The organism is Kocuria sp. ZOR0020 (genome assembly GCF_000800955.1).
GTDB lineage: Bacteria > Actinomycetota > Actinomycetes > Actinomycetales > Micrococcaceae > Kocuria > Kocuria subflava.
The window spans coordinates 1-11726 of record NZ_JROX01000082.1; the positions used below are offsets into that span (position 1 = coordinate 1).

General features: G+C 63.8%; 11 protein-coding genes and 1 pseudogene. 4 read left to right on the top strand and 8 right to left on the bottom strand.

Features of this window, described 5'->3' with window-relative positions:
* Positions 1-30 precede the first annotated feature (30 nt).
* Positions 31-1872 carry a DNA helicase RecQ gene (gene recQ / locus L979_RS05615; RefSeq protein ID WP_052209549.1) on the top strand — a complete coding sequence of 614 codons (1842 nt, stop codon included), beginning with the start codon at positions 31-33 and terminating at the stop codon, positions 1870-1872.
* A gap of 103 nt (positions 1873-1975) precedes the next feature.
* Here recQ and L979_RS05620 read toward each other — a convergent pair whose 3' ends face one another.
* Positions 1976-3604 (bottom strand): multicopper oxidase family protein, encoded by a 1629-nt coding sequence (locus tag L979_RS05620; RefSeq protein WP_047690257.1) that lies wholly within the window; start codon positions 3602-3604, stop codon positions 1976-1978.
* Between the two features lie 140 nt (positions 3605-3744).
* Positions 3745-4635 (bottom strand): aldo/keto reductase, encoded by an 891-nt coding sequence (locus L979_RS05625; RefSeq protein ID WP_047690264.1) that lies wholly within the window; start codon positions 4633-4635, stop codon positions 3745-3747.
* 268 nt (positions 4636-4903) lie between these two features.
* Between L979_RS05625 and L979_RS05630 the strand changes: the two genes are divergently transcribed.
* Positions 4904-6385, top strand: coding sequence for a sodium/glutamate symporter (locus tag L979_RS05630; protein WP_047690259.1), 1482 nt, complete (start codon positions 4904-4906; stop codon positions 6383-6385).
* 110 nt (positions 6386-6495) lie between these two features.
* Here L979_RS05630 and L979_RS14495 read toward each other — a convergent pair.
* The 3 genes and pseudogenes from L979_RS14495 to L979_RS05640 all read right to left on the bottom strand — a co-directional run.
* A pseudogene (locus tag L979_RS14495) lies at positions 6496-7422 on the bottom strand (CU044_5270 family protein); the annotation flags it as partial.
* Positions 7423-7437: 15 nt separating this feature from the next.
* Complete coding sequence (locus L979_RS15835) at positions 7438-7608, bottom strand: hypothetical protein (protein WP_156125428.1); 171 nt, start codon at positions 7606-7608, stop codon at positions 7438-7440.
* Positions 7601-8224 (bottom strand): RNA polymerase sigma factor, encoded by a 624-nt coding sequence (locus tag L979_RS05640; protein ID WP_052209551.1) that lies wholly within the window; start codon positions 8222-8224, stop codon positions 7601-7603. Before L979_RS05640 ends, L979_RS15835 begins: the two co-directional genes overlap by 8 nt.
* Positions 8225-8438: 214 nt before the next feature.
* On the opposite strand from L979_RS05640, the gene L979_RS05645 reads away from it, so the two are divergent.
* On the top strand, positions 8439-9065 hold the full coding sequence (locus tag L979_RS05645) for a sugar O-acetyltransferase (RefSeq protein ID WP_231559414.1): 627 nt from the start codon (positions 8439-8441) through the stop codon (positions 9063-9065).
* 64 nt (positions 9066-9129) lie between these two features.
* On the opposite strand, the gene L979_RS05650 is transcribed toward L979_RS05645, so the two are convergent.
* Entirely contained in the window at positions 9130-10344 is a 1215-nt protein-coding gene (locus tag L979_RS05650) for a thiamine pyrophosphate-dependent enzyme (RefSeq protein WP_081993875.1), read from the bottom strand.
* Entirely contained in the window at positions 10254-10838 is a 585-nt protein-coding gene (locus L979_RS14500; protein ID WP_052209553.1) for a thiamine pyrophosphate-binding protein, read from the bottom strand. Before L979_RS14500 ends, L979_RS05650 begins: the two co-directional genes overlap by 91 nt.
* An 88-nt stretch (positions 10839-10926) precedes the next feature.
* Between L979_RS14500 and L979_RS05655 the strand changes: the two genes are divergently transcribed.
* Positions 10927-11403 carry an Lrp/AsnC family transcriptional regulator gene (locus tag L979_RS05655; RefSeq protein ID WP_047690260.1) on the top strand — a complete coding sequence of 159 codons (477 nt, stop codon included), beginning with the start codon at positions 10927-10929 and terminating at the stop codon, positions 11401-11403.
* 35 nt (positions 11404-11438) lie between these two features.
* Here the strand turns inward: L979_RS05655 and L979_RS05660 are convergent.
* Positions 11439-11726 (bottom strand): N-acetyltransferase (locus tag L979_RS05660; RefSeq protein WP_047690271.1); only part of this gene is annotated, 288 nt, incomplete at its 5' end.

Sequence of the window (11726 nt, forward strand, 5' to 3'; positions counted from 1 at the left end):
GGTCACCTCCGCGCCTTGTAAATTGGTGCGGTGACTTCCCAGACCTCAGCTCCCGCTGCCACGCCGCTTGGTGTGCTGCAAGAGGTCTTCGGCTTCGAGTCCTTCCGGGGGGACCAGGAGCGGATCGTGGAGCACGTGACGGGTGGGGGCGACGCCGTCGTTCTGATGCCCACCGGTGGCGGCAAGTCCCTGTGTTACCAGATCCCGGCTCTGGTCAGGGAAGGTGCGGGGATTGTGATTTCCCCGCTCATTGCGCTCATGCAGAACCAGGTGGATGCGCTGGCCGCGGTGGGAGTCAAGGCGGCGTTTCTGAACTCCACCCTGGATGCGGATCAGGCAGCCCAGGTTGAGCGGGACCTGCTGAACGGTGACCTGGATCTGCTCTACATGGCCCCGGAGCGCTTGGTTCAGCCGCGAACGTTGGATCTGCTGAGCCACGCCAACTTGGCGTTGTTTGCCATTGACGAGGCGCACTGCGTCTCCCAGTGGGGCCACGATTTTCGCAAGGACTACCTGGGGCTCTCCGTCCTGGCCGAGCGGTTCCCGGGCGTGCCCCGCATTGCCCTGACTGCCACCGCCACGCAGGCCACCCATCAGGAAATCACCGAGCGACTGAGCCTGGGCGCTGCCGAGCACTTTGTGGCCAGTTTTGACCGCCCCAACATCCAGTACCGGATCGTGGAGAAGGACAACGCCCGTTCCCAGTTGCTCAGTCTGATCCGCGCTGAGCACGCCAGAGATTCGGGGATCGTCTACTGTCTGTCCCGCCGCAGCGTGGAACAGGCCGCGGAGGCCTTGCGTAAAGAGGGCCTGGACGCCATGGCCTACCACGCGGGGCTCAGCGAGTCCGAGCGCGCCGAGCGGCAGACCCGGTTCCTGCAGGAGGACGGCGTGGTCATGGTGGCCACCATTGCCTTCGGCATGGGGATTGACAAACCCGACGTCCGCTTTGTGGCGCACCTGGATCTGCCCAAGTCAGTGGAAGGTTATTACCAGGAGACGGGCCGCGCCGGGCGTGACGGTCTGCCGGCCACGGCATGGTTGGCCTACGGGCTTCACGACGTCGTTCAACTGCGCCGCATGATCGATCAGTCAGAGGCCACGGAAACCCACCTGCGCGGCCAACGCGCCCATCTGGACGCCATGCTGGCGCTGTGCGAATCGCTGACCTGCCGCCGCGTGCAGATCCTGCAGTACTTCGGTCAGCAGGCAGAACCGTGCGGTAATTGCGACAACTGCCTGACCCCACCCACCGGCTGGGATGCCACCGTGCCCGCCCAAAAACTGCTCTCCGCCCTGATCAGACTGGACCGCGAACGCAACCAGCACTTTGGTGCCGGGCAGGTCATCCACGTGCTGCGGGGCAAGGTCAACGACCGCTCCACCGCCTCCCGCCACGATCAACTCAGCGTCTGGGGCGTGGGCGCGGACCTGAGCGAAACCGAATGGCGCAGCGTGATCCGCCAACTGCTGGCCCGCAACGTGATCACCACCTACGGCGAGTACGGCACCCTGGGACTGGCACCCGGCGCCACACCGGTCCTGCGCGGCCAGGCCACCCTGAAACTGCGCCGCACCGCACGCAAGAAGCGCGGCTCACCCACCGGCCGCCGCAGCTCCACAACGACGACGTCCTCCCTCACGCCCCAACAGTCCTCTCTGTTCGAGTCCCTGCGTGAATGGAGAGCACATCAGGCCCGCGAGCAGAAGGTCCCGGCCTATGTGATCTTCCCGGATGCCACCTTGATCAGCATTGCCCAGGTGGCGCCCACGGCTGTCCACGAGTTGCGGGGCATCAGCGGCATCGGGGCCAAGAAGTTGGAGCGCTACGGGGAGTCCGTCGTCGAGATCGTGCGCGGTCCCTGGGCCTGACCTGCACCCTCCTCCTTATCCGCCGAGTAGGCCGTTTGATCGCTGCTGGGTGGGTCAGGGGCGATCAAACGGCCTACTCGGCGCATAGGGAGGGGGGGGAGGGTCAGACCACCTCGAAGTTGGCCATCATCATCATGTCCTCGTGTTCCAGGTTGTGGCAGTGGAACACGTACTTCCCGCGGTAACCGTCAAAGCGCACCAACAGGTCCACCTGGCCACCGGTGTCCATGCTCACGGTGTCCTTCCACCCGTGGTTGAAGCTGCTCACGGACTGCTGTCGGTCCTGCCCGATCACCTGGAACGGCGCCAGGTGGATGTGGAACGGGTGCTCGACGTCCAGCCCTCGGATGCGCCAGCGCTCCACGGTCCCCAGCTTGGGATCAGCCAGGATGGTGTCCGGGTCAAAGGCCTGATTGTTCACGGTCCACAACGTCATCCCGTGGGCTTGCGCGCCACCGCGGGCGAACACGAACTCCCGCTCGGCCACCACATCGTCCTCGGAGAGGATCTCCACCTCCGCCAACCGCTGAGGGATCGGACCTGAATCTTCCTCCTGGCGGGTGACCTTGAACCGCATGATCACATCCGTTCCGTCCGCCCCGTGCTGGTTGTGCAGCGTGACCTCCTCACCGATGTCCAATCCAGAGAAGTCCACGACGACGTCGAACCGTTCCGCCTGCGCAATGTCCAACGTCCCGTGTTCGATGGGAGCCTCCAGCAGGCCCAGATCGCCTCCGATCTGCACAAACGGCAGACCACCGTCCAGGTTCAGCCGGTACCGCCTGGCGTTGGAGGCATTGAGGATCCGGAAGCGGTACTTGGTGTTGGACACCTCCAGCTCAGGCCAGGGCGCGCCATTGACCAGGATGCAGTCACCCAGCACACCACTCATGTACTCGGACTCCACACCGGGCGGGTCCACCAGATCCGGGTCCACCGATGGATAGAGAAAGGACCCGTCCGCGGCGAAAGCCCGATCCATGATCATCAGAGGGATGTCCCGGTCGCCGGTGGGCAGGCCCAGGGCGTCCTCGGCGTCGTCGTGAATCAGGTGGAAGCCGGCCAACCCGCGGTAGACCTGGGGCCCGGTGAAGTCCATGCGGTGGTCGTGGTACCAGAGGGTGGCGGCCGGTTGTTCCATGTCATAGACGTACTCGCGCTCGCCGTCGCTGGTGTCCCCGGAGGCAAGGTGGTCCGAGTGCTGGAAGTCGGCGGCGCCGTCGCTGTGGGTTCCGTGATCGCCGTGGTCCGAGCTGGCAGGGAAGATCACGTCCGTGGGGTAGCCGTCGTGTTCGGGTGCGGTCACACCTCCGTGCAGGTGCACCACCACGGGAACGGGAAGCTCATTGCGGTGGGTGACCACCGTGCGGCGGCCGCGTTGGGAGACCAGTGTGGGTCCGGGCACGGTGCCGTTGTAACCCCAGACCTGCGTGGCGGTTCCGGGGATGATCTCCAGGTCAGCGGCGTGTTGGGTGATCTGGTAGAAGTCGGTGTGGGCATCCGTGCGTGTTGGCTCCAGCACCTCGGGGATGGGAAGGGACACGGTGAAGGGCTCGGGCAGCTCGAGCTCGCTGGTCAGCTCAGCTCCGGCACTGCCTTGTGTCCGGCGATTGTCCCGGGCCCCACCGCAGGCTGTGAACGTTGTGGTCAGAGTGAGCCCGGCGGTGGCGGCCGCACCGGACCTGAGCAGGGACCGGCGGCTGAGGTGAGGGGGAGTCGAGCGCGTTGCCATACCTCGACCCTACGACTTCCCACCGCCCACCCCATCCGCCGAGAAGGCTGTTTGATCGCCCCTGAGTGAGTCAGCAGCGATCAAAAGGCCTACTCGACGGGTAGGGGCGGGGAAGGACGGGCGGTGCGACACCGACTGGCTCAGGCCTCCGGAATCTCCATGCCAAAGTCCTCCATGTTCACGGAAGACGGCTCCGGGCCGCCGCGCACCCCGGTGTCCAGGGCATCAATTCGCGTGAGTTCATCATTGGTGAGTTCAAAGTCGAACACGTCAAAGTTCTCCTCGATGCGGTGGCGCTTGACCGACTTGGGGATGACCTGACGTCCCTGGTCCAGGTGCCAGCGCAGCATGACCTGGGCTGGAGTCTTGCCGTGGGATTCGGCGATCTCCAGGATCTCCGCATTCTCCAGGGTGGACTTCCGGTCCTGACCAAAGCCGGGGTAGAACGTGATGCCACCAATGGGGGACCACGCCTGGGAGATGATTCCCAGCTCCCGGTTCTTGTTCACCAGCTCGGTCTGACGGAAGTAGGGGTGGATCTCGATCTGGTTGACCGCCGGGATGACAGTGGTTTGCTCCATCAGACGGTCCAGATCCTCCGGCATGAAGTTGGAGACACCGATGGCGCGCACCTTGCCGTCCTCCAGCAGCTTCTCCAATCCCTTGTAAGCCGCGATGGTGCGGTCGAACTCCGGGGTCAGCGGCTGGTGCAGGATCAGCAGATCGATCTGCTCCACACCCAGTTTCCCGCTGGCCTTCTCAAAGGCGTGTTGAGTTTCCTGGAACCCGTAGTCATTGATCCAGACCTTGGTCTCCAGGAACACCTCGTCCCGGCTCAGCCCGGACTGCTGGATGGCCTGACCAACCTGGCGCTCATTGCCGTAGGCGGCAGCGGTGTCGATGTGCCGGTAGCCCACTTCCAATGCGTCCGTCACGGCCTGCACGGTTTCCTCAGGGGCCGACTGGAAGACGCCAAAGCCCAGTTCCGGGATCTCAACGCCGTTGTTCAGTGTCATGTTCGGAATGCTCATGCGCCCACCGTAAGCACCCTTCACCTGCAGGAAACAGGGCCTGTCAGTACCCGTCTCGGGATTCCCAGGCGGTTCACAGAGTCCCTCTCAGCTGCCGTTCAGATTAGACTTGCCGTTCCATCTCACGTGCCGGGTCCTCTGCCCACGGCCCGTTGGTCTCAGCACAGCGACGACGACGCCGCAGGTTGCGTCTTCGTCACTCCCGGCCCCGTGAGTGGCCCTGCAGTGACCGGCCCGCCCCGCACCGACCAACTACGAGGTGGTAGTGATGTCTCCCAATGCCATTGGCTTTGCCCTACTGATCTTGGGAGCGGCGCTGCTGCTCGGCAAGGTCATCCGCGTGAAGGTGGGGTGGATCCAGTCCCTGTTTCTGCCCAGCTCCATCATTGCCGGTGCCATCCTGTTGCTCCTTGGGCCGCAGGTCTTGGGGCGTATCAACGGACCGTGGGGTGAGAACGGCCTGTTCACGGAGGCCATGATCACCACCTGGGCGGCCCTGCCGGGTCTGCTCATCAGCGTCATTTTCGCCACCATGTTCCTGGGGCAGGATCTGCCCACACCCAAACGAGCCGCCAAACTGGTGGGCCCGCAGCTGTCCCTGGGTGTGGCTTTCGGCTCCGGGCAGTACGTGATCGGTCTGCTGCTGGCAGCACTGGTGCTGGTGCCGCTGTTTGCTGCATCGCCCATGACTGGTGCGCTGATTGAGATTGCCTTTGAAGGCGGTCACGGCACGGCGGCCGGTATGCGCGGTGTCATGGAGGACCTGGGCTTTGGTGAGGGTGCTGATCTGGCGGTCGGTCTGGCCACTGTGGGCATTGTCAGCGGCGTGATCATCGGTATTGCGCTGATCAACTGGGGTGTTCGTACCGGCAAGACCGAAATTCTCAAAGGCAACGTCAAGATGTCCGTGGCCGAACAGAAAGGCTTGTTCCGCACGGACGAGCACTACTCGGCAGGCAAGATGACCAGCCGTCCCTCCTCTGTGGAGCCGTTGTCCCTGCACATGGCCATCATGGCTGTGGCGGTGCTGATCGGCTGGCTGATCCTGGAGGGCCTGCGTTGGGTCGAGCAGGCCACCTACGCCTCCGTGATGTTGGATGACACCACACCTCTGGAGATCTTTGCCTACGTCCCGCTGTTCCCCATGGCGCTGCTGGGCGGTGTGATCCTGCAGATGATCGCCCGTGCGGTGGGTGCCGATCACTACATCGACCACCAGATGATGGTGCGGATTCAAGGGTGGGCACTTGACTTCCTGATCGTGGCAGCCATCGCCACCCTGTCCCTGCAGGCCGTGGGGGACAACCTGGCGGCCTTCACCATTCTGGCCATTGCCGGCATCGCGTTCAATGTGGTCATCTTCTTGTGGCTGGCCCCGCGGATCATCGGACGTTACTGGTTTGAACGCGGCATCGGTGACTTCGGCCAGTCCATGGGTGTGACCGCCACGGGTTTGATCCTGATGCGCGTGGTCGACCCGGAAGGCGAGTCCCCGGCCTTCGAGGCGTTCGGCTACAAGCAGTTGGTGTTCGAACCGTTCTTCGGCGGCGGTCTGGTCACAGCTCTGGCCATCCCGATCATCTACCTGACCGGGCCGTGGCCCCTGTTCTTTGTCATGCTGGTGGTCTTCCTGATCGCTGTGTTGACCGGTTTGTTCTACTTCCGGCCCCGGGAGATGAAGGACCGCGAACAGCACACCCAGGAGATTGCTCAGCAGAAGAAGGCTGAGGAGGGCGGCGCCACCGCCTGAGGAGCCACCTCACCCTTGACCCCCTCACCCCTGACCGCCGAGACCTCCGATGAAGCCCATATCGCGCACTTGTTGGGGCCATAACGGAGGTCTCGGCGGTGTGGGGGGGGTCAGCCAGGGTTGTAGCCTTCCGGCCGATCCACGGCCGCTTGGGTGACGTCCTCGGGAACTTTGTCGACGACGCCGGTGGCGTACGTGGCCGAGCTGAGAACGGTGCCCGCGGGTATCGCATCCATCTCCTGGGTGGAAATGGTGCGCTCGCCGATCCATTCGCCGGTGGATGGGTCGATGATCACTTCCTGGCGTTCATTGCGCACCGACTCCCACCGCCCGATGGCCACGCCGGTGCGTCCATCGACCGCAGCCGAGGCCGCTGCGACATCAACGCCCGGCACCAGCATGAGGGTCTTGTAGAACACGGCACGCAGTTCTGCATCCACCATGCCCGTCCGTATGGCATCCGTGATGAACACAAAAACTTGTTCGTCCGCAGAGGCGCTTTCGTCCTGTTTCACCTCATGGATGTGATCCAGCAGTGCGCGCGGATCGCGGGGGAGATCGGCCAAATCCTCAGCGGAGAGCTGGGCGGGGGAACCGTACCAGCGGCCCTGCGGCGCCTGGAGAACAACCTCATCACATGCGGTATCACCGTGTTCAAAGGCCTGGACAACGTCATCCGGGAGATCGTCGGTGTTGAGTACCTGGGTTCCGTGTCCATCCGTGCGCTGGTCCCAATACCAGAGCTCGGCCGGGTCTCCCGGATCCGCCGGGACACACATGATCTGAGTGGTGGGGCACAAGAACACGTTGTACGTTCCGGATTCCACACTGGCTGTGGCCATGGTCTGAGAGGTGGTTTCCACACGCCTGTATTGGCCATCCCTCACGACGGCGTCGGTGACCTCCATGGTGTTCAACGCCGCCTGCTCCAACGTGGCCGCAGCGGCAGGTGTGGCACCATCACCAGAATCACCGCTCAACTGGCTGAACACCAGGGCGCCAACGGCAGCGGCAGCTGCGGCGGGGATGAGGAACCAAGGTGAGCGGCGGCGTCATCGTTGCGGAACCAACGGTGTGACGCAGCCCTGATCGGGGGTGACCGGCGCCTGGGTATGGGCGTTGATGTGGTTCAAAAGGGCCAGGCGACCCCGTTGACTGGCCGCAGTGTCCGGATCGTGGGTGGTTTCCAGACCTGCTGCGCGCAGGTCCTTCAGGTCAAGCATGGTGGGTCTCCTGGGATGTGCTGAGGCCGGTGGCAACCGGTGACGGGGATGAGGTAGGGGCGGATGCGCCCCGGGTTGAAGGCAAATGCGAGCGCAGTGTCAGCCGGGCTCGGTGCAGGCGGGAACGCACGGTGTCCACGGGGATCTCCAGTGCGCTGGCGATCGCCTGGTAGGACAAATCTCCCCAAACGTGCAGCAGGAGACAGTCGCGGTTTGCCGGGGCCAACTGATTCAGGGAACGCATAAGTTCCGAGGTGCCGGCCGAATGATCCAGTCGCTCCGTCACCAGGTTCATGGGATGGCTGACCAGTTCCGCATCAGACACGGCCGCCTTGTGATGTGCTGCCATGCTTCGTGCGGTGTGGCGCAGGTGGCGATTGGAGAGATTGGTGGCGATGCCCAGCAACCAGGGCACGGCCGAGTCACGGTTCAGGTCGAATCGGTCTCGGGAGTCGAAAGCCGCCATGAAGGTTTCTGAGGTGATGTCCTCCGCTGACTGGCTGCCCAGGCGGCGCGTCAGGTAGCGATAGACGGCGGTGGCGTGACGGTCATAGAGGTCCTCAAACTCCTCCGGGGACGTCAGGGAGGCCTGAATGACCTCGCTGTCGGTGCTCATGGAGTCTCATTCTTGGTGTTCATGCCCTGTATTGCCCGCAGGAGGCCCAAAAGTTCATGACCTGGGTTTTTTCCTCCGCCGAGACCTCCGATACAGCCCACACCACGCACTTTTTTGGGCCATAACGGAGGTCTCGGCGCAATGGGGGATGGCGGGCGGCGGCGGGTACGGTGGGCCCCAGGTAACGAGTCCACAGCCAATCAGAGAGGCAACCATGAGCCCGGAGAACACCCATGACCAAGCCGCCCGTCAGCAGCGCCTGATCGAGTTCTTTGCCGGGGACGAGGGCAGCAACTGGGATCGGATGCTGGCGGGGGCCCATTACATTGCGGATGACCCACGCATTGCAGAAGCCGGACGTCGGGCCATTGAGCTGATGGGCAAGTTCAACACCGCCTACTACCAGGATCCTGACGGCAGCCAGGAGTTGGTGCGGGAGCTGTTCGGCCACGTGGGTGAGGACGTCCACGTGCGTGGCCCCATCCACGTGGATTACGGCCGTTTCATCTCCGTGGGGGACCGCACGTTCATCAACATGGGACTGACAGCCCTGGACGTGGTGCCCATCAGCATTGGTGCCGACTGCCAGATCGGCCCTCACGTGCAGCTGCTGGCACCCACACATCCTGTTGAGCCCACACCCCGGCGGGACAAGGTGGAGGCAGGAGAGGCCATCACCATTGGCGACAACGTGTGGTTGGGCGGTGGTGTGATCGTCTGCCCGGGCGTGACCATTGGGGAGAACTCCGTGATCGGCTCAGGTGCTGTGGTCACCAAGGACATTCCCGCCAACGTGGTGGCAGTGGGCAATCCGGCTCGGGTGGTCAAGGAAAACATCTGACTCAACCGTCAGGGCAGGTGACATCTCTGGTCACCTGCCCTGAGGACGGAGTCAGGCCCCTGGTTCAGTCCTGGGAATTGGACGCCGCAATTCCTTCAACAAGCACCTTCAGTAGCCGTGGGGCATCACGTTCGGGCAGGTCCACGGTGATGAAGTAGCTCTGATCCCGGTTCTGGGTGGTCTCTGCCAGCACCTTGCGCAGTTCGCCCAGCGTCCCCACCCGCGGGGTGTGCACGTGCGGGGCACCCAGCACAGCCGGGATGGATGGCCAATCCCATTCCGTGACGTCCTGGTAGATGGCATCAGGGCTCTGGATGTAGCGCTCCACGGTGTACCCGCGGTTCTCAATCAAGAACGTCACCGAGTTGGGCACTCGCTTGAAGATCGTTCCCAATTCCTGCACGGTCAGCTGCGCGGATCCATCCCCGATGAACAACACGGGCCGGCGCTGTGGTTGGGCCAGCCGCGCGCCCAGCACTGCAGGCAGCGTGTATCCGATCGAGGACCACACCGGCTGCCCCAACAAGTCACTGTCGGCCGGCAGCTGCAGGTCCAGGGCGCCGTAGAAGCTGGTGCCGGCCTCCGCGATCACGGTGGTCTGCGGGGCAATCCAGTGCTGGATCTCCGGCCAGAACAGTTGGTGCGTCAGGGGTTCGTCGTCGGCGGCCACGGGTGCTTCATCCGGAACCGACGACGACGCCGCCACCCCCTCCACTGCGCTCATCTGCGCATCGGTGATGACTCTCTTCAGCACATCCAGGGCGTCATGCAGCATGACCCCCGGGTAGTGGGCGTGGGCGATCCGAGCGTGATCCAGTGCCAGCTCAACGGCTTCCTCCGGGACGTACTTGTGGGAGAAGAACCCGGTGGTGAAGTCGCTGGTGATGGTGCCGATCATGATCAACATTTCCGCTTGGTCCACGGCATCGCGGGTGGCGGGCTGCGCCGTCGTTCTGCCCAGGTAGGTGCCCAGGCTGGCGGGGTGACGTTCATCCAGGATCGCCTTGGAGGCAGACTGGCTGGCCACCAGGACCCCGGGCAATTCGGCCATCTCCTGCACCACGGATTCCAGGCCGCGGCGGTGAACGCGCGGACCCACCAGCAAAGTGGCGCAGGAGTCACGGCCCACGTGGTCGCGCAACGCACGTTCACAGGCGCTCAGCACGTCCGGGCGGGTCTGGGCAACGGTCAGCGGTTCACTGTTGGTGGCGTCCGGGACCACGGCGGCCGCCACATCCAGGGGTACGCCGATGAACCCCGGCTTGGAAGCGGAGAGCACTGCCGTGAGTACGCGGTCGATTTCCAGGCGGCACTTTCCGGACGTAGCACGGTGTCTGCCACGGTGAACTCGCGGGCCACCCGCAGGCCATGGTCAAAGTCGCCGTCCGGAAGGGTGTGGTGCAGCGGGACTCCCTGATCCATGGCAGCGCGTGACGGCATGCCCACCACGCGCACCACCGGGACATCTTCCGAGTAGCTGCCTGCCAACCCGTTCACGGCTGACAGCTCGCCCACACCGAACGTGGTGACAATCGCGCCGAGGCCGCGGCCGGCACGGGCGAAGGCATCGGCTGCGTAGGAGGAATTGAGCTCATTGGTGGAGCCCACCCAGGTCACGGAGTCCACGGTCAACGTCTGATCCAACAACGTCAGATTGAAATCCCCAGGTAGCCCGAACAGGCTGGTGGCCCCCAATTGGGCCAGCCGCTGAGCCAGGTATTGGCCCACGGTGGGGGACTCGATGGCGGGAGCAGCGTCAACAGAAGTGGTCATGTCAAACTATTTGTGGCCACACCACTAAAGTGGTCAACACCTGAGATAATAATTGATCATTTTGATCAATTGATCGGGTTAACAGTGGATGAAAGTGATCAATCGGGTGAAGGAGATCGACTCCACCAGCCGCCGCGTCCTGCGCGCCCTGGACACCAACCCCAGGGCCACCGTGGGGTGGGTGGCCCAGAAACTCCATCTGGCCCGGGGCACCGTCCAGAGCCGGATTTCCCAGCTCTTTGAACCCGGTGTGCTGCGCGGCCACAGCGTGACCGTGCCCCCGGAGGCGCTGGGTTACGGCATCCGCGCCATTTGCACCGCGGAGGTGGAACAGGAACTGTTCGACGACGCCGTGGCCGCCCTCCACGATCTGCCCGAGGTCCTGGAATGTGTGGCCACCACCGGCGGAACGGACCTGTTCATGCAGTTGGTGGCTCGGGATGCCGATGACCTCTACGTGTTGAACCAGACCGTGCTGGGGTGTCCCGGGATCCGCAGGACCTCCACCACCATCGTGCTGCGTGAGCTCATTCCCTACCGGATCCACCAGTTGCTTGCCGACTGACAGGATTCAGGGGTTTCGGCGCTGCTTGACCAGCTTCAGCGCTGATCAGTCGGAGGCCTCCACATGGCGTACGGCACGGCCTGCTCCGTGATGCTGATGGGGCGCAAGGTCTGGAACCCGTGACGGCGGTACAACCTGCCGGTCAAGGAGGTCGAAGACTCAAGGTAGGCGGGCTGGTTGTCCGCATCCACCAGGTCAAGGCGATGCTTGAGCAGTTGCGAGCCCACTCCGCGGCCCCGGAACTGCGGGTGCACACCAATGGCATGCAGGTACCAAGCCGGCACCCCCGGCTTGTGGCGGCCAATCTGCATTTGGATTTTGAT

Bases quoted from the DNA above. Each gene is read 5' to 3' on its own strand.
- L979_RS05620 (WP_047690257.1), bottom strand. From the start codon at position 3,604: ATGGCAACGCGCTCGACTCCCCCTCACCTCAGCCGCCGGTCCCTGCTC.
- L979_RS05625 (WP_047690264.1), bottom strand. From the start codon at position 4,635: ATGAGCATTCCGAACATGACACTGAACAACGGCGTTGAGATCCCGGAA.
- L979_RS05630 (WP_047690259.1), top strand. From the start codon at position 4,904: ATGTCTCCCAATGCCATTGGCTTTGCCCTACTGATCTTGGGAGCGGCG.
- L979_RS15835 (WP_156125428.1), bottom strand. From the start codon at position 7,608: ATGCTTGACCTGAAGGACCTGCGCGCAGCAGGTCTGGAAACCACCCAC.
- L979_RS05640 (WP_052209551.1), bottom strand. From the start codon at position 8,224: ATGAGCACCGACAGCGAGGTCATTCAGGCCTCCCTGACGTCCCCGGAG.
- L979_RS05645 (WP_231559414.1), top strand. From the start codon at position 8,439: ATGAGCCCGGAGAACACCCATGACCAAGCCGCCCGTCAGCAGCGCCTG.
- L979_RS14500 (WP_052209553.1), bottom strand. From the start codon at position 10,838: ATGACCACTTCTGTTGACGCTGCTCCCGCCATCGAGTCCCCCACCGTG.
- L979_RS05655 (WP_047690260.1), top strand. From the start codon at position 10,927: ATGAAAGTGATCAATCGGGTGAAGGAGATCGACTCCACCAGCCGCCGC.